General features: G+C 70.4%; 22 protein-coding genes. 18 read left to right on the forward strand and 4 right to left on the reverse strand.

Features of this window, described 5'->3' with window-relative positions:
- Window positions 1-16: 16 nt before the first annotated feature.
- Window positions 17-556, reverse strand: a complete 540-nt coding sequence (locus QM714_RS01215) for a DUF3515 domain-containing protein (RefSeq protein WP_415096817.1) — start codon at window positions 554-556, stop codon at window positions 17-19.
- Window positions 543-779, reverse strand: a complete 237-nt coding sequence (locus tag QM714_RS01220) for an Lrp/AsnC family transcriptional regulator (protein ID WP_415096818.1) — start codon at window positions 777-779, stop codon at window positions 543-545. Before QM714_RS01220 ends, QM714_RS01215 begins: the two co-directional genes overlap by 14 nt.
- A gap of 106 nt (window positions 780-885) precedes the next feature.
- Here QM714_RS01220 and QM714_RS01225 point away from each other — a divergent pair, with 106 nt between their 5' ends.
- Window positions 886-1,836 carry a thiamine-phosphate kinase gene (locus QM714_RS01225; protein ID WP_415096820.1) on the forward strand — a complete coding sequence of 317 codons (951 nt, stop codon included), beginning with the start codon at window positions 886-888 and terminating at the stop codon, window positions 1,834-1,836.
- A 581-nt stretch (window positions 1,837-2,417) separates the two neighbouring features.
- Here QM714_RS01225 and rpmB read toward each other — a convergent pair.
- Window positions 2,418-2,603, reverse strand: coding sequence for a 50S ribosomal protein L28 (rpmB, locus tag QM714_RS01230; RefSeq protein WP_415096822.1), 186 nt, complete (start codon window positions 2,601-2,603; stop codon window positions 2,418-2,420).
- Between the two features lie 157 nt (window positions 2,604-2,760).
- Here rpmB and QM714_RS01235 point away from each other — a divergent pair, with 157 nt between their 5' ends.
- The 10 genes from QM714_RS01235 to QM714_RS01280 all read left to right on the forward strand — a co-directional run bounded on the left by QM714_RS01235 (window position 2,761) and on the right by QM714_RS01280 (window position 11,844).
- Window positions 2,761-4,410: a DAK2 domain-containing protein gene (locus QM714_RS01235; protein ID WP_415096824.1), complete on the forward strand. Its 1,650-nt coding sequence runs from the start codon at window positions 2,761-2,763 to the stop codon at window positions 4,408-4,410.
- Between the two features lie 10 nt (window positions 4,411-4,420).
- Window positions 4,421-6,652, forward strand: coding sequence for an ATP-dependent DNA helicase RecG (locus tag QM714_RS01240; protein ID WP_415096826.1), 2,232 nt, complete (start codon window positions 4,421-4,423; stop codon window positions 6,650-6,652).
- A 15-nt stretch (window positions 6,653-6,667) separates the two neighbouring features.
- Window positions 6,668-7,240: a 16S rRNA (guanine(966)-N(2))-methyltransferase RsmD gene (gene rsmD / locus QM714_RS01245; protein ID WP_415096828.1), complete on the forward strand. Its 573-nt coding sequence runs from the start codon at window positions 6,668-6,670 to the stop codon at window positions 7,238-7,240.
- 40 nt (window positions 7,241-7,280) lie between these two features.
- Entirely contained in the window at window positions 7,281-7,778 is a 498-nt protein-coding gene (gene coaD, locus QM714_RS01250) for a pantetheine-phosphate adenylyltransferase (protein WP_415096830.1), read from the forward strand.
- Window positions 7,779-7,854: 76 nt separating this feature from the next.
- Window positions 7,855-8,451 (forward strand): YceD family protein, encoded by a 597-nt coding sequence (locus tag QM714_RS01255; RefSeq protein WP_415096832.1) that lies wholly within the window; start codon window positions 7,855-7,857, stop codon window positions 8,449-8,451.
- 1 nt (window position 8,452) lies between these two features.
- A complete protein-coding gene (rpmF, locus tag QM714_RS01260) occupies window positions 8,453-8,638 on the forward strand; it encodes a 50S ribosomal protein L32 (RefSeq protein ID WP_415096834.1) in 186 nt (61 codons plus the stop codon).
- 13 nt (window positions 8,639-8,651) lie between these two features.
- Window positions 8,652-9,368 (forward strand): ribonuclease III, encoded by a 717-nt coding sequence (gene rnc / locus QM714_RS01265; RefSeq protein WP_415100929.1) that lies wholly within the window; start codon window positions 8,652-8,654, stop codon window positions 9,366-9,368.
- Entirely contained in the window at window positions 9,368-10,249 is an 882-nt protein-coding gene (mutM, locus tag QM714_RS01270) for a bifunctional DNA-formamidopyrimidine glycosylase/DNA-(apurinic or apyrimidinic site) lyase (protein WP_415096836.1), read from the forward strand. Before rnc ends, mutM begins: the two co-directional genes overlap by 1 nt.
- 79 nt (window positions 10,250-10,328) lie before the next feature.
- Window positions 10,329-10,526 carry a hypothetical protein gene (locus QM714_RS01275; protein WP_415096838.1) on the forward strand — a complete coding sequence of 66 codons (198 nt, stop codon included), beginning with the start codon at window positions 10,329-10,331 and terminating at the stop codon, window positions 10,524-10,526.
- Between the two features lie 82 nt (window positions 10,527-10,608).
- Window positions 10,609-11,844 carry an MFS transporter gene (locus QM714_RS01280; protein ID WP_415096840.1) on the forward strand — a complete coding sequence of 412 codons (1,236 nt, stop codon included), beginning with the start codon at window positions 10,609-10,611 and terminating at the stop codon, window positions 11,842-11,844.
- Window positions 11,845-11,867: 23 nt separating this feature from the next.
- Here the strand turns inward: QM714_RS01280 and QM714_RS01285 are convergent, their stop codons facing one another.
- Window positions 11,868-12,386: a class I SAM-dependent methyltransferase gene (locus tag QM714_RS01285; protein ID WP_415096842.1), complete on the reverse strand. Its 519-nt coding sequence runs from the start codon at window positions 12,384-12,386 to the stop codon at window positions 11,868-11,870.
- A gap of 359 nt (window positions 12,387-12,745) precedes the next feature.
- On the opposite strand from QM714_RS01285, the gene QM714_RS01290 reads away from it, so the two are divergent.
- From QM714_RS01290 to QM714_RS01320, 7 genes are all read left to right on the forward strand, one after another.
- Complete coding sequence (locus QM714_RS01290; protein ID WP_415096844.1) at window positions 12,746-14,107, forward strand: FAD-binding oxidoreductase; 1,362 nt, start codon at window positions 12,746-12,748, stop codon at window positions 14,105-14,107.
- 190 nt (window positions 14,108-14,297) lie between these two features.
- On the forward strand, window positions 14,298-17,873 hold the full coding sequence (gene smc / locus QM714_RS01295; RefSeq protein ID WP_415096846.1) for a chromosome segregation protein SMC: 3,576 nt from the start codon (window positions 14,298-14,300) through the stop codon (window positions 17,871-17,873).
- Window positions 17,874-17,983: 110 nt separating this feature from the next.
- Window positions 17,984-18,184, forward strand: a complete 201-nt coding sequence (locus QM714_RS01300; RefSeq protein ID WP_415096847.1) for a hypothetical protein — start codon at window positions 17,984-17,986, stop codon at window positions 18,182-18,184.
- A 54-nt stretch (window positions 18,185-18,238) separates the two neighbouring features.
- Window positions 18,239-19,384: a signal recognition particle-docking protein FtsY gene (ftsY, locus tag QM714_RS01305; RefSeq protein WP_415096848.1), complete on the forward strand. Its 1,146-nt coding sequence runs from the start codon at window positions 18,239-18,241 to the stop codon at window positions 19,382-19,384.
- A 212-nt stretch (window positions 19,385-19,596) separates the two neighbouring features.
- A complete protein-coding gene (locus tag QM714_RS01310) occupies window positions 19,597-20,967 on the forward strand; it encodes an ammonium transporter (protein WP_415096850.1) in 1,371 nt (456 codons plus the stop codon).
- Complete coding sequence (locus tag QM714_RS01315; RefSeq protein WP_415096851.1) at window positions 20,964-21,302, forward strand: P-II family nitrogen regulator; 339 nt, start codon at window positions 20,964-20,966, stop codon at window positions 21,300-21,302. Before QM714_RS01310 ends, QM714_RS01315 begins: the two co-directional genes overlap by 4 nt.
- Before the next feature lie 100 nt (window positions 21,303-21,402).
- A complete protein-coding gene (locus QM714_RS01320; RefSeq protein WP_415096853.1) occupies window positions 21,403-23,622 on the forward strand; it encodes a [protein-PII] uridylyltransferase in 2,220 nt (739 codons plus the stop codon).
- The last annotated feature ends 145 nt before the right edge of the window (window positions 23,623-23,767 follow it).

The raw sequence follows: 23,767 nt of genomic DNA on the forward strand, positions 1-23,767 counted from the left end.
CTCTGCCGTGGTGTCGTCACCGACACCGCTTGACCAGCCGCAGGTGCTGGGTGACCGCGGGGGCGAGGTCGACCATGACGGCGGCGAGGCCGTCGGGTCGATACGTCGCAGGCAGGTGCACGCGGACTACCGGCCGCCGCCCCACCGTCGCCAGCTCGGCGTCCCGATCGTCGTCGTACAACTGCTGGTCTGGCACGAACCAGGCCACGTTGTCGACAACCTGGCAGGCCGAGAAGCGGTCGAACTCCGTGGGCATCCGATCGCCACACGTCAAGGTGATCGCCGGGTCTCCCCACGCCGCGCCCAGCGCGTCGGGGGGATCGACGGCGCGGCTCGGTTGGTCAGCGACTGTCTTCGGCAGCGCGTCGATGAGGTCGCGGCAGCGCTGCTCCTGGGCGGGGTTCGCGGGGCTGGGGGAGGGGAGGGCCACCTCGTCGGAGCCGCATCCGGACACCGTCGCCATGGCGAGGACCGCAGTCAGTGCAACAGCGCCTCGGGTCCGGATGGACCCGAGGCGCCGCGAAGCTGGAGGGACGGAGCCGTCAGATGTGCACAACGGGGCAGGTCAGGGTGCGGGTGATGCCCTCCAGGGTCTGCACCTTGGCGACCACGAGCTTGCCGAGCTCGTCGACGTTGCGGGCCTCGGCGCGGACGATCACGTCGTAGGGGCCGGTCACGTCCTCCGCGAGGGTGACACCCTTGACCTGGGCGATCTCCTTGGCGACCTCGGCAGCCTTGCCGACATCGGTCTGGATCAGGATGTAGGCCTGCACGACCATGGTGGCTCCTCGAACTCGGCGGCACGTCCGGCCCCAACCTACCGTGCCCGCCACGCGGGTCGGCAGACGTGCCAGGACCACCCCCCGCTTCTGATGGGATGGGGCCATGCCCTTTCAGCCCGATGCCACCATCGGCGAGGTCGGCGAGTTCGCTCTGATCGGCTCGCTGACCCCGTTGTTCGACCAGAGCGAGAGCGTGCTGATCGGCCCGGGTGACGACGCAGCGGTGCTCCGAGTGCGCACCGGGCACGTCGTGGTGTCGACCGACCTGATGGTGGAGGGCCGGCACTTCCGCCGTGACTGGGCTTCGGCCGCCGACATCGGGCATCGCGCTGCCGCTCAGAACCTGTCCGACGTCAACGCGATGGGTGGCCGGGCTGCCTGGCTCACCATCGGGTTGGCGGCGCCGCCGGAGCTGCCGGCTGGGTGGGCCGTCGAGTTCGCCACGGGCTTCGCCGAGGAGGCCCAGTCGGTCGGCGCCAGCGTGGTCGGAGGTGACCTGTCCGCCGCGTCGGAGGTGGTGATCTCAGTGACGGTGCTGGGCGTGTGCACGGTCGAGCCGGTGGTCCGCTCCGGAGCCACTCCCGGCGATGTGGTGGCCTTGTGCGGTCGGCAGGGCTGGGCAGCTGGCGGGCTGGCCGTGCTCGGCCGCGGCTTCCGCTCGCCCCGCGCGCTGGTGGAGGCCTACCGCCGCCCAGAGCCGCCGTACGACGCCGGGCCGGTTGCCGCCGACGCCGGCGCGACAGCGATGATCGACGTCTCCGACGGGCTGGTCGCCGACGCCGGCCATCTAGCCGAGGAGTCCGGCGTCGCTTTGGCCCTCGACAGCGCCGCCCTGGAGATCCCCGGGCCGCTCCACGCGGTGGCCGCCGCCCTCGGCGCCGACCCGCTGCAGTTCGTCCTCGGCGGCGGGGACGACCACGCCCTGCTTGCGACCTTCCCCACCGACAGCGCCCTACCCCCCGGCTGGACCGTGATCGGCCGCGTCGAGGAAGGCTCCGGTGTCACCGTGGACGGTGCGGAGTACGACGGTCCGCCCGGGTGGACCCACTTCTGAGCTGTGCTGTGGTGGCCCCGCCCCATCTCCCGCGGTGCTCGACTCCCGGGTGCCGCCCGGGTTGCTGGTCGTCTTGGGTTGCGATCGACAGGGCAGCTACCGGAAGAGGCGGTTCGTGATTCGGGTTGCTGTCTGGGTTGCTGGCCTGCTGTGGTCACTCCTGTCACCGCTTTCACAAGGTATGTAGGGATCGCTCCGCTTACCTCGATGAACGACGCACGGTCAGTGCAGGCATCACCACATACCTGGGGAAAGCAGCAACCCGTGTGCCTGCTGTGACCAGAGCTCCCGAGTCCGGGCCGGGAAGGGTCATCGATTGGGCCGAAACTGCATCCCGGCCCGTCTGGTGCGCGGTTGTGGGGGCTGAGTGTCCGGTAGACCGGGCACTCAGCCCCGACAAGGGCGCGGGAGACGCAAGAATGCCGCGGCAGACGCCACCACCCCGCAGCGGACCGGCGACCGCAAGATGCCCGCGACCCGGCCAGCAGTCTCGGCTACGGCGGAGCTCACCCGTCGTCGCTGCCCTATCGGCCAGCACCGCCTACGGCCCGCAAGCCGACGAACGCCAGGACGGAGTCAGATCAGCGAGTGACCTTGCCAGCCTTGAGGCAGCTGGTGCAGACGTTGAGGCGCTTGGGGGTGCCGTTCACCGTGGCGCGGACCCGCTGGATGTTCGGGTTGAACCGGCGCTTGGTGATCTTCTTCGACCAGGGACGGTTGTTGCCGAACGTCGGCTTCTTGGCGCAGATGTCACAGACGGCGGCCACCGGGAACTCCTGGAGAAATCGAATCGAGGATCTAGATCGGGGGCCCGCATCACAGCGGGCAACCGCAACAGAGTATCCGACGGTCGCGCCGCGCCGGAAATCGCTGCCACCGGTCCTCTAGAGTCGGCCTGACCGAGCAGGGGCAGGGTAGGCGAGGATGGACACGGTGGAGACCGGGGCTGACGCGTTCCGCGTGCGGGTCGTGCTCCGCTTCGTGGATGCCGCGACCGACGCGCTGAGCGAGGCGCGCGAGGAGATCGACGCCCTCAACGTCTACCCGGTTCCCGATGGTGACACCGGGACGAACATGTTCTTGACCGTCTCGGCGGCCCGCGACGCGATCCGGGAGGCCGTCGACGCCGATCCGGACCTCGCGCTGCCCGACGCGCTGGCCCAGTTCGGCCGGGGGGCGTTGCTCGGCGCTCGCGGCAACTCCGGGGTGATCTTGAGCCAGATGCTCGGCGCCATTGCCGACCGGCTGGCACGCGCAAGGGCTGACGAACGGCAGGCGGTCGTGCTGGCGGAGGCGTTGCAGCAGGCGGCCGATGCGTCGTACGCCGCCGTGGGCACCCCTGTCGAGGGCACCATGCTCACCGTTGCCCGCGCAGCGGCGGACGCAGCGGTGGCCCTGGTCGCGGAGCGTGACGACGTCCTCGGGCGCGAGGTCTTCGGCGTAGCCGCGGCGGCGGCCCGAGAAGCACTCGAGCGCACCCCCGCGCAGTTGCCCACGCTCGCGGCCGCAGGGGTGGTCGATGCGGGTGGACGCGGGGTCAGCGTGATCTTGGACGCGGCCGACCGGGTGCTGACCGGTCGCCGGCCGCCCCCGGCACGCGAGTCTCTCGGACGCCACCACATCCCCGTGCCCACACCGGGGATCGACCTGAGCGAGGACGGACCGGCCTACGAGGTGATGTATCTCCTCGATGCGGACGACGCCCAGGTCCCTGCCTTGCGGGAGCGGCTCGGCCGACTCGGAGACTCGCTGGTCGTCGTGGGTGGCTCCGGGCTGTGGAACATCCATGTCCACGTCGACGACGTCGGTGCCGCGATCGAGGCGGGCATCGCGGCCGGGCGACCCCACCGCATCCGGGTGACCCACTTCGCCGATCAGGTGGCGGCAGCGAGGGAGAAGGTCGCCCACCGGAGCGGTCGGGCGGTGGTCGCCGTCGCGGCCGGCGAGGGGTTGGCCGCACTCTTCGCAGAGGCTGGGGCCACGGTCGTGCCCGGCGGCCCGGCCCGGCGCCCGTCCACCGGGATGATCCTCGACGCCATCCTCGGTGCCCAGAGCGCGGAGGTCGTGGTGCTGCCCAACGACCGTGACTCGGTGCGAGTGGCCGAGATCGCCGCCCGCACCGCGGAGGAGGACCACGGCCTGCGAGTCGCGGTGATCCCCACCCAGGCACAGGTGCAGGGCATTGCGGCTCTGGCGGTGCACGAGCCGGGTCGTAGTTTCGAGCAGGACGTCTTGGAGATGACGGCCACGGCGCGGCACGCGCGGCACGGCGCGGTGACCATCGCCGCACGGCAGGCGATCACCATGGCAGGTGCCTGTGAGCCCGGCGACGTGCTCGGTGTCATCGGCGGTGACTTCGTCATCGTGGGCGACGATCGGGACGCCGTCGCCCGCGGGGTCCTCGACCGGCTGCTGGGCGGCGGCGGCGAGTTGGTCACCCTGGTCGGTGGCGCCGACGACGCTGGCCTCGCCGGGCGGTGCGCGGACTATCTCGCCGAGCACCACCCGGTTGTCGATGCCGTGGTGTACGACGGTGGACAGGAGCGATACCCGCTCCTGATCGCCGTCGAGTAGGAGCCGTCCCGTGATCACCCGCGATTCACCGATCCAGACGGTCCTCGGCGATGCCGCCAAGGGCAAGCGCGATGCCGTGGTCAACGGGCTGGGGCTCCAGACCGTGGGGGACCTGCTCGCCCACTTTCCTCGCCGCTACCTCGAGACCGGTGAGCTGAGCACCGTTCGTGGTCTGTCGGTCGGGCAGATGCTCACCGTGGTCGGCGAGATCGTGGAGAGCCAGCTGAAGACCTACCAGGATCGGCGCACAGGCAGACCGGCCTACCGCGTCGAGACCCTGCTCCGGACCGACGGTGCCGAGCTGACGATGACCTTCTTCGCCAAGAAGAAGCACCTCGCCGACTACTTCCTGCGCCGCTACACGACCGGCCAGCAAGGTGTGTTCGCCGGCCAGGTCGGCCGATTCGGGCAGACCTGGCAGCTCACCAATCCCAAGGCCGTCCTGTTCAGCGCCACCGCCGACGACCCGGAGACGGTCCAGGTCATGCGCGGGGTGGGTGGGCTCTACCCGCTCTATCCACTGACCAAAGGGCTCGACTCCTGGGACCTGCAGCGGATGATCAACTTCGCGCGCACCGTCGTCGACGACCTTCCCGAGATGATCCCCGAGGACATCCGTCAGCGACATCAGCTGCCCGATGCCCGGACGGCCCTGGACTGGATCCACGCGCCTGACGACCGCGACCAGGTGGCCGCTGCCCAGCGCCGCTATCGCTGGGAGGAGGCGCTGGTGACCCAGCTCGTCCTGGCCAGACGCCGCGCCGCCATCCGTGCCGTCGGCGCACAGGCCCGAGCAGGCGGGGGTGGGCTGCTGGCCGCGTTCGACAGCAGGCTGCCCTTCGAGCTCACCACAGGTCAGCGTGAGGTCGGAGACACCATCGAGACGGAGCTGGCGCGCGAGTGGCCGATGAACCGCCTCCTCCAGGGCGAGGTCGGCTCCGGCAAGACGCTGGTCGCCCTGCGCGCGATGCTGCGGGTGGTGGACTCCGGGGGACAGGCGGCGCTGTTGGCGCCCACCGAGGTGCTTGCCCAGCAGCACTACCGCTCGGTGGCCGAGCTGATGGGTGATCTAGCCCAGGGCGGCCTGCTCGGCGGAGCTGTCGACGGCACCCGGGTCGCCCTGCTCACCGGCTCGATGACGACCGCGCAGCGTCGCCAGGCCTTGCTCGACATCGCGTCCGGGGAGGCCGGTGTCGTGGTCGGCACCCACGCCCTGCTGGAGGAGAAGGTCGGCTTCGCCGACCTCGGTCTGGTCGTGGTCGACGAGCAGCATCGCTTCGGCGTCGAGCAGCGGGCCGCGCTCACCGACAAGGCAGGTTCGCCACCCCACCTGCTGGTGATGACCGCGACACCGATCCCGCGCACGGTCGCGATGACGGTCTTCGGCGACCTGGAGACCTCGACGCTCACCGAGCTGCCCGCCGGGCGGGCGCCGATCCAGACCAGCGTCGTCCCCCTCCGAGAGCACCCGGCCTGGATCTCGCGCGTCTGGGCGCGCGTCCGCGAGGAGGTCGAGGCAGGGCACCAGGTCTATGTGCTGTGCCCGCGCATCGACGGCGACGAGGGGGAGTACGACCTCCCCGAGATCGTCGACTTCGACGACGAGGGCAACCCCGTCACCGCTCCGCTCAACCTCGCCTCGGTCGAGCAGACCTTCACCGACCTCTCCCTGATGGAGCTGAACGGGCTGCGACTCGGGCGCATGCACGGTCGGCTGCCAGCCGAGGAGAAGGACCGCGCGATGCGGGACTTCGCCGCCGGCGACATCGATGTGCTGGTCTCCACCACGGTCATCGAGGTCGGCGTCGACGTCCCGAACGCCACCACCATGGTCATCCTCGACGCCGACCGGTTCGGGGTCTCCCAGCTCCACCAGATCCGCGGCCGCGTCGGACGCGGTGGACTGCCGGGGCTGTGCCTGTTGGTCACCCGCGCCGAAGCGGGCACGCCTGGGCGGGCTCGGCTCGACGCCGTAGCCGCCACCACTGACGGGTTCGAACTGTCCCGGGTCGACCTCGACCTGCGCCGGGAGGGTGACGTGCTGGGGGCCGCCCAGGCCGGCCGACGCTCGTCCCTGCAGACCCTGCGCGTGCTGCGCGACGAGGAGACCATCGTGGCGGCGCGTGAGGAGGCCGAGGCACTTCACGTCGCGGACCCCAACCTCACCACCCACCCCGACCTCGCCGGGGCCGTCGCGGCCCTGGAGATCTCGGTCGAGTCCGACTTCATGGAGAAGAGCTGAGGTGATCCGGCAGCCGTGACCCGCATCATCGCCGGCCGCGCCAAGGGGCGTCGGCTGGCCACGCCCAAGGGCACCGACACCCGACCGACCAGCGATCGGGTGCGCGAGGCGCTCTTCTCCGCCGTGGAGTCGTGGTGCGGGACGCTTGTCGACCAACGCGTGCTCGACCTCTACGCCGGTTCAGGTGCACTCGGCCTGGAGGCGTGGTCCCGAGGGGCCGGAGCGGTCACCTGGGTGGAGGCCGACCGGCGTACGACGACGGTCATCGCCGCCAACGCCCGGTCGATCGGCTTCGACTCCGGTGATGTTCGCAGCGGATCGGTCGCCTCGGTGCTCGGTCGAGGCGCGACCTCGCCCTACCATCTGGTGCTCAGCGACCCGCCGTACTTCCTGCCGACCGCGGACGTGGTGACCGATCTGGAGCTCCTGCGCGACCACGGCTGGCTGGCACCTGACGCCCTCGTGGTGGTGGAGCGACCCACCCGCGGCGACCCGCTGACCTGGCCGGAGGGATACACCCCCCGGAGCGAGCGACGCTACGGCGAGACGATGCTCTGGTCTGCGCTCCGGACCGGACCGGTGGTGTAACTTCACGCCAGAACGGCCCCAGCGACCCGAGGAGTGAACGATGGCCCGTCGCGCGGTCTGCCCCGGGTCCTTCGACCCCGTCACGCACGGGCACCTCGACATCATCGCGCGCGCGTCTCGGATCTTCGACGAGGTGGTCGTCGCGGTCGGCGTCAACGTCTCCAAACGGCGGCTGTTCTCGGCCGACGAGCGGATCGAGATGCTCCGCACCGCCTGCGTGGGCATCGACAACGTGCGAGTCAGCGGTTTCGACGGCTTACTCACCGCCTTCTGCGTCGACAACGACGCGGTCGCGATCGTGAAAGGACTGCGCGCCGGAGGCGACTTCGACTACGAGCTCCAGATGGCCCAGATGAACGCCAGCCTCGCTCCCGGGGTGGAGACCGTCCTGCTGCCCACCGCCCCTCCTCACGCGTTCGTGTCCTCCTCCCTGGTCAAGGAGGTCGCCGCTTTCGGCGGCGACGTCTCCGGCTTCGTCCCCGGCTTCGTCCACGACCGGCTGCTCGCCCGCCTCGCCGAGCGCGCCGACGGCGACTGATCGGCGGGATCCAGGCCGCGCGGGCCGAGTTTTTGGCGTCCCGAGCGCCACCCGGTTAGGATTCTTCAGATTTGTCGTGTCCTCATCCGGGAGTGATCAGCTGACCAGCCTGGACCCGAGAGCGCCGCTCGTGCTCGATACCCACGAGCTCGGCCGCCGCCCGGGGTCCCAGCGTCAGGTGTCGCTCACGGTGCCGGCCCCGGCAGATCTGGGCATCGACGTCCTCAGTGTCCCCGAAGGCTCGCCGGTCGACCTCGACCTGCGACTGGAGGCGGTCATGGAGGGGGTGCTGGTCACGGGTTCGGCGACAGCCGAACTCACCGGCGAGTGCGCGAGGTGCCTGGAGGCGATCACCGACGAGGTGATCGTGGACTTCCAGGAGCTCTTCGAGTACGACGACCGTGGCCGGCCCGCCGACGACGAGGAGGCCGGCGTCCGACGGCTCGAGGGAGACCTGCTCGACCTCGAACCACTACTGCGCGACGCAGTGGTGCTGGAACTGCCGTTCCAGCCGCTGTGCATGGAGGACTGTCCCGGGCTGTGCGTCGAGTGTGGCGCCCGGCTCGCCGATGATCCCGGCCACGCACACCAAGCGGCCGTGGATCCGCGGTGGGCAGCGCTGGCGGCGCTGCAGGACGACGTTGACGTGACCGGCAAGACCGAGGAGAAGTGAAGTGGCTGTCCCGAAGCGGAAGATGTCGCGCAGCAACACGCGCCACCGCCGTTCGCAGTGGAAGACCACTGCGCCGACCCTGGTGACCTGCGCCAACCCCGCCTGCGGTGCCAAGCACCTCCCGCACCGTGCGTGTGGCGTGTGCGGTCAGTACGGCGCCCGGGCCAACCGCCGCCAGGTCCTCTGACCCGCCCGGTCCACTGACCGAGCACACCGCGCTCCGAGAGGCGCTCGGGAATCCTGAGCTCGACCCCGAGCTCCTCGAGCGTGCCCTCACGCATCGCTCCTACGCCTACGAGAACGGCCAGATCCCGACCAACGAGCGGTTGGAGTTCCTCGGCGACTCCGTGCTCGGCATCGTGGTGACCGAGTCGCTCTTCGGCAACCATCCCGACCTCTCGGAGGGCCGGCTCGCCAAGTTGCGGGCGGCAGTGGTCAACGCCCGGGCGCTGGCCGACGTGGCCCGGGAGATCGGCCTCGGCGCGTCGATCAGGCTCGGTCGCGGCGAGGAGGCCACCGGTGGCCGTGAGAAGGCGTCGATCCTCTCCGACACCGTCGAGGCGGTGATCGGAGCGATCCACCTCAGCGCCGGGATCGAGGAGTCCCGCCGAGTCGTGCATCTGCTCTTCGACCCGGTGATGGCGGCCGCCGCCGACATGGGCGCCGGCCTGGACTGGAAGACCTCCTTGCAGGAGTTGACGGCCGAGCTGGGCCTCGGCGTCCCGGAGTACGTCATCGAGGACGACGGCCCCGATCACATGAAGACGTTCACCGCCCAGGTGCGGGTCGGCGAGGATCTCTACGGGCACGGGGTCGGGCGCTCGAAGAAGGAGGCGGAGCAGGGCGCCGCCGAGACGGCGTACGGCGAACTACGTGCCGCCGGTCCGGACGCTCCGGACGTCTCCACTGCCGACTGATGCCGGAGCTGCCCGAGGTCGAGGTGGTGCGCGCCGGGCTGGAGGAGCACACCGTCGGCGCCACCATCGCCGCGGTCGAGGTGCTGCACCCTCGCCCGGTGCGACGCGACCCGCGTGGCCCCCAGGGCTTTGCCGCGGCGCTGATCGGCCATCGGATCGAGGCCGTCCGGCGCCGTGGAAAGTACTTCTGGCTGGCGCTCGAGGACGGCGACGCCCTGCTCGGCCATCTCGGCATGAGCGGCCAGTTCCTCCTGCAGCCGCCCGACGCTCCGGACGAGCGACACCTGCGGGTCCGGCTCCGACTGGCTGGTGCACCGACCGATCGAGAGCTTCGCTTCGTCGATCAACGCATGTTCGGGGGTCTGTCGGTGTCCGAGGGTGGTGCAGAGCTGCCGGCGGAGATCGCCCACATCGCCCGGGATCCGCTCGACCTCGCCTTCGACGAGGACGCCTTCGTCCGGCGGGTGCGTCGCTCCGACTCGGGGATCAAGCGCCTGCTGCTGGACCAGACGGTGATCAGCGGGGTCGGCAACATCTACGCCGACGAGGCGTTGTGGCGCAGCCGTCTTCACGCGGAGCGGATCGGCAGCCGGCTCACCCGTCGTCAGGTGTTCGACCTGCTCGGCCAGGTCCGCGTGGTGATGGGCGAGGCACTGGCCCAGGGCGGCACCTCCTTCGACGCGCTCTATGTCAACGTCAACGGTGAGTCGGGCTACTTCGACCGCTCCCTGCACGCCTACGGGCGTGAGGGCATGCCCTGTGATCGGTGCGGCGCTCCCATCCGCCGGGTCGCGTTCATGAACCGGTCGTCGTACTTCTGCCCGGTCTGCCAGCGGCCGCCGCGGGGCATCCGCCGCAAGAGACCTACCTCGCCGAATTGACCCACCGCTGCTTCGGTGGGACTCTTGGAGATGGTCCGCGCGCGGCGACGGACCGTCCCCACTGACCACGGAGGCGTTGATGGCCAAAGCGCTGATCGGCTATCTGAGCAACGACCGGCGCAGCACCGACCGTCTGGCGACCGACAACGCGCGTCTGCGCGCGCGGATCGGTGAGCTGGAGCAGTTGGTGCTCAGGCTTCAGGAAGAGAACGACTCCCTGCTCTCTCAGCGAGCCGAGCAGTTGCTCGTGCTCGACGAGGAGATGCAGCCCGCCTGAAGCCGGTCCCACGACCCGGCCGCTGAGCGGACCGGGCGGGCTGGTCTTGTCCGCGCCCGAAGACTGGTAGCGTCCTGCGCCCGTGGGCAGCGGCATCGTGGAGGCCATCCTGCCGGCGCGACTGGGGCGCCGGTTCCGGTTCGTCGTCGTCGCCTCGTGGATCTCCAATCTCGGCGACGGCATCTCCTTGGCCGCCGGCCCGCTGCTGATCGCCTCGCTCACCCGCGATCCACTCATGGTGGCGCTCGCGCCGGTGATGCAACAACTGCCCTGGCTGCTGTTCGGGCTGTACGCCGGTGCCGTGGTCGACCGGGTGGATCGACGCATCGTCCTGGTCACCGCCAACCTGTGCCGTGCCGCCGTACTGCTGATGTTGGCGACTGCCATCGCCGGCGGCTGGGTAGGGATCGGCGGGGTGCTCGTCGCGCTGTTCTTGTTCGGGCTGTGCGAGACCTTCGCCGACACCACCTCAAGTGCATTGACGCCGATGCTCGTGCGCAGCGAGGACCTCGGCACCGCCAACTCGCGGCTGTTCGGCGGCTACATCGTCGTCAACCAACTCGCCGGCCCACCTATCGGCGCCGCGCTGTTCGCCGCCGGCATGGCGCTGCCCTTTGTCACCGAGCTGGTGTGCGTCGTGTTCGGAGCGATGCTGGTCGCCAGGATCACGCTGCCTGCGCTGCAGCGCGCCGGAGGGGCCAGCCATGTGCGTCGTGACATAGCCGAGGGGGTGCGCTGGGTCTGGCACAACCCGCCCGTGCGGACCCTGGCGCTGATCATCGTCAGCTTCAACGTGACCTGGGGTGCGGGCTGGTCGGTGCTGGTGCTCTACGCGACCGTGCACCTGGGCATGGGGGAGGTCGGGTTCGGCCTGCTCAGCTCGGCAACGGCCGTCGGAGGGCTGGTCGGCACCGCGTCCTACGGCTGGCTGGAGCGCCATGTCCGGCTGGTCACGTTGATGAGGGTCTGTCTGAGCCTGGAGGTGCTGATGCATCTCTGCCTGGCCCTGACGACGGCGCCCTGGGTCGCGATGGTGATCATGTTCGGCTTCGGGGTCTATGCGTTCGTGTGGGCGACCCTCTCGCAGACCGTGCGCCAACGCGCCGTACCGCTGGACTTCCAGGGCCGGGTGGGCAGCGTCTACAGCGTCGGGGTGTACGGCGGGATGGCTGTCGGCAGCCTCCTCGGTGGCGTGATCGCGCGGCACTTCGGCATCACCGCACCGTTCTGGTTCGCCTTCGTCGCCACTGGCCTGATCCTGGCGTCGGTGTGGCGCCAGCTGCCGCACCTGTCCCATGCCGAGGTGCCGACCCGCTGAGCAACCCTCCGGACGGGTTGCTGTCAGCTCGCGCGGTAGACCGAGACCGCCCACGTGGAGTCGGGCGCGAATGGGTCGAGCCGCCACGTCCCGAACCGGTGCTCGAGGGTCCAGCCTGCCGCCGCCGCATCGCGGTCCAGGTCGGCGATCGCGTAGGTGCGACCCTCCGGCGGGCCGGCCTCTGCCTCGGTCGCGAAGCCGAACACCGCTCGCCCTCCCGAGCGGAGCACTCCGGCGAGCCGGCCCACGACGCGGGGCTCGCTGCCTTCGGCCACGAAGTGCATCACGTTGCCGGGGCAGACGACGAGGTCGAACTCACCCGGCAAGCCGGCATCGGTGAGCGCTTCGGAGGTCAGCTCGGCCAGGTCGATCACCACCAACGGCAAGTTCGGGTAGAGCTCGTGCCCGGCCTCGATGAGCACCGGGTCCGCATCCACACCGACCGCTTGGTGTCCCTGGTCGGCGAGGTAGGCGGCAACCCGGCCGACGCCGCAGCCAGCGTCGAGGATCGCCGAGCCCCGGGGCAGGATCGCGTCGATCAACCGCGCCTCACCGTCGATGTCCTGACCCTGCTCGGTCAGCCGGACGAAACGACTCGCATAGTCGGTGCGCTGCTCCGGACTCCGTGCGCGGAACCAGCGCGGGCTCGCCTGGGCCTCCGCGCCGGCGCCAGCGTCGGGATCGGTCTCCTCGGAAGCTCATGAGGAATCGTTGCACGGCTGCCCCGACCCGGCTGCCCCGACCCATCTGCCCCGACCCGGCTGCCCTGACCCATCTGCCGCGGTGCTGTCGTGGGTTGGGGCCCGGTATTCCGGGCACTTTGCCACTACAAGACCGCGGGAGACGCAAGAAGACCGCGGGAGACCTCCACGGATTCACGCGCATGGAGTTGGATGACCCCATGGACCCACTCGCGGAACTGCTCGCGGAGCTGCCGGACGGCGTCGTGCTCACCGACCCGGACGGGATGGAGAAGTACCGTCGAGACTGGTCGCACGACGCCGCAGCGGGCCACCCGTTGGCGGTGGTGCGACCCGAGAACGCCGAGCAGGTGCAGGTTGCCGTGCGCTGGGCGGCGCGGCACCGCCTCCCCGTAGTCCCGCGAGGTGCGGGGTCCGGGCTCTCCGGGGGCGCCACAGCCGTCGAGGGCGGGATCGTGGTGTCGATGGAGCGGATGCGCGCCATCGAGATCGACGTCGCCTGCCGGGTTGCGGTCGCCGGGTCCGGCGCATTCAATGCCGAGGTGAAGGCTGCCGCCGCCGAGCACGGGCTCTGGTATCCGCCCGACCCGTCGTCGTACGAGATCTGTTCGATCGGCGGCAACATCGCGACCAACGCCGGCGGCCTCTGCTGCGTGAAGTACGGCGTGACCACGGACTACGTGCTCGGCATGGATGTCGTGCTCGCCGACGGGACGCTCGTCCAGCTCGGTGGCCCGCGGGTCAAGGACGTCGCCGGGCTGTCGCTCCTGAAGCTCTTCGTCGGCAGCGAGGGCACCCTCGGGATCGTGACCCGGGTGCTGTTGCGGCTGGTGCCGGCTCAGGGCGCTCGCTCGACCCTGGTCGCGACCTTCTCGGGCGTGCCGGCTGCGGCCGAGGCGGTGGTGAGCGTCGGTCGCACCCTGCGACCCTCGATGCTCGAGCTGATGGATCAGGCCTCGGTCAACGCCGTCGAGGACTACCGGCCGATGGGCCTGGATCGCGCCGCCGGCGCGCTGCTGGTGGCGCAGTCGGACGCACCCGGTGCTGCTCGAGGCGAGGAGGTCGACGTCATCGAGACAGCCTGCCGTGCGGCGGGCGCCACCGGCGTCTTCGTCACCGACGACGCCGACGAAGGCGAGATGTTCGTGGAGGCCCGCCGCGCCGCCTTCCCGGCGATCGAGGCCAGGGGCGCGCTCCTGCTCGAGGACGTCGGCGCACCGGTGCCGGTCCTGCCCGACCTGCTGGCCGCCGTGGCGGCGATCGCGGAGGAGCACGGCGTAGAGATCCCCACGGTCGCCCACGCGGGGGACGGCAACACCCATCCGATCATCGTCTACGACCCCGCCGATCCCGACTCCGAACGGCGCGCACGGGCTGCCTTCGACGCGATCCTGGCCGCCGCCGTCAGACTCGGCGGCACCATCACCGGCGAGCATGGTGTGGGTCGGACGAAGAAGGCGGCTCTGCCCGACCAGCTCGGCCCGGACGTGATGGAGCTCAACCGCCGGATCAAGGCTGCTCTGGACCCCGACGGGATCCTCAACCCCGGCGCCATCTTCTAGCCCCGCGACTGGCGCCCCGAGAGTCGTCGTACGTCGTTGTCCCGCCCGCGCCGCCTCGCGGCGACACGCACGCCGAAGCCCTCGGCTGCCGGCGGTGTCCCTTAGGCTAGTCAGCGCCGTGCTTCCCCCGAGCGGGCATCCTCAGAGGATGCCCCGGCCGCAGCCGTGACCGCCGGAGTGAGGAGCCCTGTTGTACCTGAAGAGCCTGACCCTCAAGGGGTTCAAGTCCTTCGCCTCCTCCACGACCCTGCAGCTGGAGCCGGGCATCACCTGCATCGTGGGGCCTAACGGCTCGGGCAAGTCCAACGTCGTCGACGCGCTGGCCTGGGTGATGGGCGAGCAGGGCGCCAAGTCCCTGCGCGGCGGCAAGATGGAGGACGTCATCTTCGCCGGCACCTCCGGTCGACCGCCGCTGGGGCGAGCCGAGGTGCAGTTGACCATCGACAACAGCGACGGCGCCCTGCCGATCGACTACTCCGAGGTCACCATCTCCCGCACCATGTTCCGCAGTGGGGGATCCGAATACGCCATCAACGGCAACCAGTGCCGACTGCTCGACGTCCAGGAGCTGTTGAGCGACTCCGGAATCGGCCGGGAGATGCACGTCATCGTCGGTCAGGGCCAGCTCGACTCGATCCTGCACGCCACCCCCGAGGACCGCCGCGGCTTCATCGAGGAGGCCGCCGGTGTCCTCAAGCACCGCAAGCGCAAGGAGAAGGCGCTCCGCAAGCTCGACGCCACCGACGGCAACCTGACCCGCCTCGCCGACCTGCTCACCGAGATCCGACGTCAACTCAAGCCCCTCGGTCGTCAGGCCGAGGTGGCCCGCAAGGCGGTGGCAATCCAGGCCGACGTCCGCGACGCCCGCGCCCGACTGCTCGCCGACGACCTGGTCACCGTGCGCGGTGCGCTGGAGCAGGAGCTCGCCGACGAGTCGATCCTGATCGAGCGCCGCACCGAGGTGGAGGCCGGCCTGGCCCAGGTGCAGCAGGCCGAGGCCGGTGTCGAGGCCAAGCTCCGCGAGGATCTGCCCGCTCTGGCCCGCGCCCAGGAGATCTGGTTCGGGCTGTCCGGGCTGCGTGAGCGGCTGCGCGGCACCGAGTCGCTGGCCGTCGAGCGGGTGCGCAACGCGCAGGGTGCCACCGAGCTGGAGTTCGAGTCCGGCCGCGACCCGGAGACCCTGGAGGCCGAGGCCGAGCGAGTGCGTGAGCAGGAGGCTGCGATCAGTGCGGAGGTCGACCAGCAGCGCTCCGTGCTCGAGTCCGCCGTCACGGGACGTCGCCACGCCGAGGACGCCGCCGCCGAGGAGGAGCGCCGGGTCACCGCATTGCAGCGCGCGGCGGCCGATCGCCGCGAGGGGCTCGCCCGACTGCACGGCCAGGTCAACGCGCTGAAGTCCCGGGCTGCGGCCGCCGACGACGAGATCGGCCGACTCGCGCTGGCCCGCGAGGAAGCACTCGCGCGGGCCGAGCGGGCCCAGCGCGACTTCACCGCGCTGGAGACCCAGGTCGCCGGTCTCGACGCCGGCGAAGAGGGTCTCGACGCCGAGCACGAAGCCGCTCTGGCCGGCCTCACCGACCTCGACGAGCGGCTCGCCAAGATGCGCGACGCCGCGCTGCAAGCCGACCGCGACCGAGCGTCGCTGGCGGCACGCAAGGATGCTCTCGAGCTCGGCCTCAGCCGCAAGGACGGCGCCGGTGCACTGCTTGCGGCCTCCGACTCTGTCTCCGGCCTTCTCGGCTCGGTGGCCGCCCTGCTCTCGGTCCGGACGGGCTACGAAGCCGCGGTCGCCGCGGCACTGGGGAGTGCCGCCGACGCCGTCGTGGTCCGTGACTCAGGGGCCGCCCTAGCCGCGATCGACCACCTCAAGACCGACGACCTCGGTCGCGCCGGTTTGATCCTCGGCGGAGCTCCGTCGCCCACGGAGGAGTGGCCGCAGCTGCCCGCGCACGCGTCGTACGCTCGCGACATGGTCGAGGCACCGGCCGAGCTTGCCGGCGCGCTGGCCCGACTGCTCTTCAAGGTCGCCGTCGTCGATGATCTGGCCACCGCCCGCGCTCTGGTGGCGGAGCGGCCCGACCTTGTCGCCGTGACCCGGGACGGTGACCTGCTCGGCGCTCACTTCGCGTCCGGCGGCTCGTCCAGCCAGCCGTCGCTGCTGGAGATCCAGGCTGCCGTCGACGAGGCTGCCGAGCAGTTCGCCGAAGCGGTGGCCAGCTCTGAGCGGCTCGGCTTCGAGATGTCGCGGCTGGAGGCCGAGCGGCTCGATGCGCAGAAGCGTGTCGACGTCGCTCTGGCGAAGCTGCACGAGTCGGACGCCACCTTAGCGGCCGTGGCCGAGGAGCTCGGTCAGCATGGTTCGCTGTCCCGGGCCGCCCGCGCCGAGGCCGACCGGCTCGCCCAGACCATCGCCGGAGCCGAGGAGGCCCGCAACCACGACCTGGCCGGTCTGGCCGAGCTGGAGACGCGGCTGGCGAAGGCCGAGGACGCCACCGACGAGGAGCCGGACACCAGCGAGCGCGAGCGGCTGGCCGAAGTGGCCCGGGCCGCACGTCAAGCCGAGATGGACGCACGGCTCGCGCTGCGCACCGCAGAAGAGCGGGCCCGAGCCCTGCATGGCCGCGCCGACTCGCTGCTGCGCGCCGCGCAGACCGAGCGGGAGTCACGCGAGCGAGCGCGGGAACGGCGCGAGCGGCTCCTGCGGGAGGGCGAGGCCGCCCGCGCGGTGGTTGCGGCGATGGAGGTCGTTCTGGCGCGCCTCGATGCCTCGGTGGATCTCGCGACCGTGGAGCGCGCCGAGGTCGAGCGGGCGCGGGCCCGGCGCGAGCAGGAGCTGGTCGAGGTCCGCACTCGACTGCGCGAGCTGACCCGCGAGCACGACGAGCTGGTCAACTCCGTCCACCGCGACGAGATGGCCCGCACCCAGCAGCGCATGAGGATCGAGCAGCTCGAGGAGCGGGCGCTCGAAGAGCTCGGTCTCGACGCGGGCTCGCTGGTCAGCGACTACGGCCCCGACCAGTTGGTGCCGCCGGTCCTGAGCCTCGTCGAAGGCCCCGCTGGCGAGGTCGACCAGGACGACGAGCCCCCCGAGCCGGTGCCGTTCGTCCGCGAGGAGCAGCAGAAGCGGCTGCGCACCGCGGAGCGGTCGTTGTCGATGCTCGGTCGAGTCAACCCGCTCGCGCTGGAGGAGTTCTCCGCGATGGAGGAGCGGCACAAGTTCCTCACCGAGCAGCTGGAGGATCTCAAGCACACGCGGCGCGACCTGCTCGACATCATCCGCGAGGTCGACGCCAGGGTGGAGCAGGTGTTCACCGAGGCCTACGCCGATGTCGAGGTCGCGTTCGAGGAGACCTTCGCGCGGCTGTTCCCCGGCGGTGAGGGTCGGCTCGTGCTCACCGACCCCGACGACATGCTCGCCACCGGGGTCGAGGTCGAGGCCCGGCCACCGGGCAAGAAGATCAAGCGCCTGTCGCTGCTCTCTGGCGGCGAGCGGTCACTGGTCGCGGTGGCGTTCCTGGTGGCGCTCTTCAAGGCCCGCCCGTCGCCGTTCTACATCCTCGACGAGGTCGAGGCGGCGCTCGACGACACCAACCTCGGTCGACTGCTGGAGATCTACGAGGAGCTCCGGGCCCACTCCCAACTGCTCGTGATCACCCACCAGAAGCGCACCATGGAGGTGGGCGACGCGCTCTACGGCGTCTCGATGCGCGGGGACGGTGTCTCGACCGTGATCAGCCAGCGTCTGCGCGAGGCCGAGTCCGCCTGAATCGGGCCGAGGTGATCGGCCCAGCAGCGTGTCGCGATTGGGTCGTTGCTTGTCCGATGTGGCACCGTTGAGACAACGGGTTCGTCGTTCTTCGTCGGGGGTAGTTCCGCATGGTCCTGATCAGCCTGACCATGGTGTTGATCCTGGTGGTCGCCGCCGCGGTGGTGGCCTATGTCGCGTTCCCTCATCGCGGCCAGCAGATGCCCGTGATGCCCTGGCTCGGTGACGCCATGCACAAGACCGTCGAGTCGATGCCGACCGGCGCGACGCCCGAGGACTTCTACGAGCACGCGGAGACCTCCTTACGCTGACCGCATCCGATCCGGCGTCGGGTGCAGACACTCGGCTCTGCTTGGATGATGCCCATGGCTGATTGGCTTCTTGTGGTCGTCCTGATCGGGCTCGTCGGCGTCCTCGTGATCGCCGGTGTCCTCCTGGTCTCCGGACTGGTGGCGCGGACGCGTCGTCGTACGCCGCCCAGCGGCGGCACCGAGGTCCTCAGCCGCCGCGAGCAAGAGGCGCCGACGACCGAGCCCGGCTCGCCAGCGGAGGCGGCGACCGGCACGCGAGAGAAGCCCGAGGCGGAGAAGCCGGAGAGCACGGCGTCGCGGCTGGTGCGGCTGCGGCAGCGCCTCGCCGGCTCGCAGGGAACACTCGGCCGCGGGCTGCTGGCGCTGTTGTCTCGCGATCGCCTCGACGAGGACACCTGGGAGTCGATCGAAGACACCCTGCTGACCGCCGACATCGGGGTCCAACCCACCCAGCAGGTCGTCGAGCACCTGCGCACCCGACTCCGGGTGGAGGGCGGACAGGCGGCGGACGCCCGGTCTGTCCTCAGAGACGAGCTGCTCGAGCTGGTCGATCCGACCATGGACCGCCGACTTCAGGTCAGCGGTGAGGAGGGCAACCCCGGCGTGGTCCTCGTGGTCGGCGTCAACGGCTCCGGCAAGACGACCACCGTCGGCAAGATCGCACGCATCCTGGTGGCTGAGGACCGCTCGGTGGTGCTCGGCGCGGCCGATACCTTCCGCGCCGCTGCCGTGGACCAGCTGGCGACCTGGGCCGAGCGGGTCGGGGTCGAGGTGGTCCGCGGCCCCGAAGGCAGCGACCCGGCTTCGGTCGCGTTCGAGGCGGTCAAGGACGGCGTCGACCGCGGCGCCGACACCGTCATCGTGGACACCGCCGGCCGCCTGCAGAACAAGGCCGGCCTGATGGACGAACTCGGCAAGGTGAAGCGCGTCATCGAGAAGCAGGCGCCGGTAACCGAGGTGCTGCTCGTGCTGGACGCCACCACCGGACAGAACGGCCTGATCCAGGCCAAGGTCTTCTCCGAGGTCGTGGACGTCACCGGCATCGTGTTGACCAAGCTGGACGGGTCTGCCAAGGGCGGCATCGTGATGGCCGTCCAGCGGGACCTCGGTGTGCCGGTGAAGCTCGTCGGTCTGGGTGAGGGCCCCGACGACCTGGCGCCGTTCGACCCGCAGGCGTTCGTCGACGCGCTCCTTGGCTGACCCACCCCGGGGACCCCGCCTGAGCCAGCCGACCGGCCCGCCGTTCACACGGCCGTAACATCAGGCGCCAACTCGTTGCCTACCCGCAACACAGCACGACGCGCGGCGAAACCTTGACGCCACAGGCTGAGGCGCAACGAGGACGGGTGCAAGTGCCGACAGCGCCGTCAGCCCGCTGACCCGTCCGTGACCCTGAAACCTACGGAGGTTCCGTGGACGGCTATTACGCCTGGATGCTGATGTCATCCTCGCTGGTCTTGATGATGACAGTGCCGGCACTGGCCCTGTTCTACGGCGGCATGAGCCGCTCGAAGTCCGTGCTGAACATGATGATGATGTCCTTCACCGCCCTCGGCGTGGTGGGCATCGTGTACGTGCTCTGGGGCTGGTCGATGTCTTATGCCGGCACGAACGTCGCGGGGTTGTTCGCCAACCCGTTCTCGGCGTTCGGCCTGAAGGGTGTCGACTATGCCGACTACGTCTATGTCGCCTTCCAGTTGACCTTCGCCGTCATCACCGCGGCGCTGATCAGCGGCGCCATCGCCGACCGGGTGAAGTTCTCGGCCTGGCTGGTCTTCCTGCCGCTATGGGTGACGCTGTCCTACTTCCCCCTCGCCCACATGGTGTGGGGTGGCGGCTTCTTGTCCGGCGCATCCGAGCACGGTCTCTCCGCCACGCTGTTCGGCTTCGTCGACGGCGCGGCCAAGGTCATCCCGCAGGACTACGCGGGTGGCACCGTGGTGCACATCAATGCCGGTGTCGCCGGACTGGTGCTCGTGCTGCTGATCGGCAAGCGTCTCGGCTTCGGGGCCGAGCCGATGAAGCCGCACAACTTGACTCTCACCATGATCGGGGCCGGGCTGCTGTGGTTCGGCTGGTTCGGCTTCAACGTCGGCTCGATCGTCTTCGTGGCCGGCGATGGCGGTGAGAAGGACATCGCCCAGTTCATGAGCGAGACCGGGGTGACCTGGATCAACACCACCTTGGCGACCTGTGCCGCGATGCTTGCCTGGCTGGCGGTCGAGAGACTGCGGGACGGCAAGGGCACCTCGCTTGGCGCTGCGTCCGGTGTGGTGGCTGGCCTTGTCGCGATCACCCCCTCGTGCGGCTCGGTCGACGTGTACGGCGCGTTGATCATCGGCGTGGTTGCCGGCGCGGCCTGCGCCTACGCGGTCGGGCTGAAGTACAAGTTCGGCTACGACGACTCGCTAGACGTGGTGGGCGTACACCTAGTCGGTGGCATCGTCGGCACGGTACTGATCGGCGTGGTCTCCTCGGCCAGTGCCCCCGGTGGCGTCGACGGGTTGTTGTACGGCGGGGGAGTCAAGCCGCTCGTCGTACAGACATTGACGGCCGCCTTCGCCATCGCCTGGTCGGCGATCGCGACTCTGATCATCGGTCTGGCGATCAAGTACACCCTGGGCTGGCGGATCACCGAGGAGTCGGAGAGCGAGGGTATCGACTTCAACGAGCACGGTGAGTCGGCCTACGACCTCGGCCTCAGCGGCGGTGCCCGCCGGACCGGAGCGCTGGTCGGTGCCGTGGCCGCCACCAGTTCGAGCAAGGAAGAGGCGAACGCATGAAGCTCATCACCGCGGTGATCAAGCCGCACAAGTGGGAGGACGTCCGCGAGGCCCTCGAGACCTTCGGAGTGACCGGGATGACCGTGTCCGAGGTCTCCGGCTACGGGCGACAGAAGGGGCACACTGAGGTCTACCGGGGGGCGGAGTACGACATCGCGCTCGTCCCCAAGATCCGCATCGAGATCGTCGTCGACGACTCGGACGCCGCGGACGTGGTGGACATCGTGGTGAAGACCGCCCAGACGGGGCGGATCGGTGACGGGAAGGTATGGGTGGCGCCGGTCGACTCCGTGGTCAGGGTTCGCACGGGGGAGCGCGACGAGGCGGCCCTCTGAGGACCATCCCGAACCGATGAGTGGGGCGCGGCTGCACGGCACCAGCCGCGCCCCACTCGGCCATGTTCGCAGGCATCGTCCGTGAGGTCTAGGAGGTGCGATGACGGCGTCGGGCCGCGCGCGGCGCACTGCTGAGGCGGATGCATGGTGCTCCGGTGCCTACGCCGCCGCGGCCGCACCGACCGAGGGGGTGGCGCTGGTCGCGGTCGGTGGCTTCGGCCGCGGCGAGCTGGCGCCGTACTCCGATCTCGACGTCGTGCTCGTCCACGACGCCGACGCGATGGTCGATCCGTGGGTGGAGCGGCTGTGGTATCCACTCTGGGACTCCGGCAGCCGGCTCGATCATGCGGTCCGCTCCCTGCCCGAGATGGTGGACGCAGCCGCTGCAGATCCTCGGGTGGCCACCGGGCTGCTCGACCTGCGGCATCTGGCCGGTGACTCGAACCTCACCCTGCGGCTGCGCTCGGTGATGCTCGCGGAGTGGCGACGAGAGGCCAGGGACCGCTTGCCTGCCCTGCACAAGCTGGTCATCTCACGCCACGACTTGGTCGGTGAGCTGGCGCACTCCTCGGTCCCCGACCTCAAAGAGGCCCAGGGTGGTTTGCGCGATGCCACGGTGCTGCGGGCCCTGGTGGCAAGCTGGCTGGTGGACGTCCCGCACGTCGAGCTGGAGCGCTCCCGCCGCGCGCTCCTCGACGTGCGAGACGTGTTGCACCATGCCACCGGGCGACCGACGGACCGGATCGCTCCGGAGTTGTGGGAGGAGATCGCCCGCGGCTGTGACCTGCCGGACGCACGCGCAGCCCAGGCCCACGTGCGCGAGCACGGCCGGCGACTGACCCACCTGTCCCGCCTCGCCTGGCGCCGACTCGACGCCGTGCTCGCCAGGCCGACCTCCAGCCGCGGACCGCGGGTGCCGCGGCTCGCCCCGATCGGTTCGGGCCTGGCGCTGGCTGCTGGTGAAGTGGTGCTCGACGCGCGCACGCGACCGTCGTCGGATCCCACCCTCCTGTTGCGGGCCGCAGCCGAGGCTGCCGAGCGGGACCTGGTGCTGGCGCCGGCCACTGCGGCGCGGTTGGTTCGCGAGGGCGCCCGACTGCCGGAGCCGTGGCCCCGAGAGGCACGCCAGCAGCTGACCCGGCTGCTGGCTGCGGGTCGGGGGCTGCTCGGCGTCTGGGAAACCCTTGAGGAGACCGGCGCCCTCGACCTGATCCTGCCCGAGTGGGAGCGGATCCGGCTGCTTCCGCACGCGTCGGCGATCCACCGCTTCACCGTCGACCGACATGTGGTCGAGACCTGTGTCGAGGCCTCGACATTGATCCGCCGGGCTGCGCGCCCCGACGTGCTCATGGTTGGTGCGCTCCTGCACGACATCGGCAAGGGCGGCCTGACCGAGCACAGTGTCGCTGGTGAGCCGATCGCCCGTGCGGTCGCTGCCCGGATGGGCTTCGCCTCCGACGAGGTCGACCTGATCGGTGCCCTGGTGCGGTGGCACTTGTTGCTCGCACAGGTGGCGACCACACGTGATCCCGACGATCCTGCCACCGCGGCCGACGTGATTTCCCGGGCCGGCTCTGCGGACGCGATCTCGCTGCTGGCTCTGCTGACCGAGGCCGATGCGCGAGCCACCGCTCCCGCGGCATGGACGAGCTGGCGCGCAGAGCTGGTGCGCCAGCTCGTCCAACGTTGTCTGGCTTCTCTGGCTGACCGACCCGCGGCGACCGATGTGCGCCAGATGGCAATCGCCGTGCCCGACGAGGTGCGGCTCGATCGTGACGCGGTCGCGATGACCCTCGACCAGACCGTGGATGGCGCGCGGCTCACCGTGCTGGCCCGCGACCGAGTCGGTCTGCTCGCCGACATCGCCGCGTGCCTTGCGCTGCAGCGTGCCTCGGTGCGGGCGGCACGGGCATGGGACCAGGGGGAGTACGGCGTCAGCGTCTGGGAGGTGGCCGACGAGCTGCTCGACCCGGCTGTGTTGCGCCAGCGGTTCGCGGCCGTGGTCGCCGGACGGGTTGACCCCCGCGATCGGCTCCGGCGGCCCAGCGGGTCTGCCCTTGGCCCGAGTGTGGCCATCCGCCCGGAGGCCTCCGAGCAGTCGACGGTGCTCGAGGTGCGTGCCGCCGACCGCCCCGGCCTGCTCTATCTCGCGCTGGCAGCGCTGGCTCAGCAGGGCATCACCGTCCGCTCCGCCCATGTGGACACCCTCGGCCCGCAGGCAGTCGACGTGTTCTATGTCCAGGAGGCCGATGCGGGCGTGCTGTCCGAGAGCCGCGCCGCCCAGGTCGCCCACGCCGTACGCTCCGCACTCGAGCACTGACCGGGTCTGCCACCGGTGCGACTGCTGGGGAACCAGGGCGGCTCGTAGCACTCCTGGGTGCGTCGCTTGTTCCGAAACGGCGCCCCGGCCCATCTCCCGCGGTGCTGTGGTGGCCCGGACCCATCTTCCGCGGTGCTGTGGTGGC

The organism is Nocardioides sp. (assembly GCF_047602075.1).
Taxonomy (GTDB): domain Bacteria; phylum Actinomycetota; class Actinomycetes; order Propionibacteriales; family Nocardioidaceae; genus Nocardioides.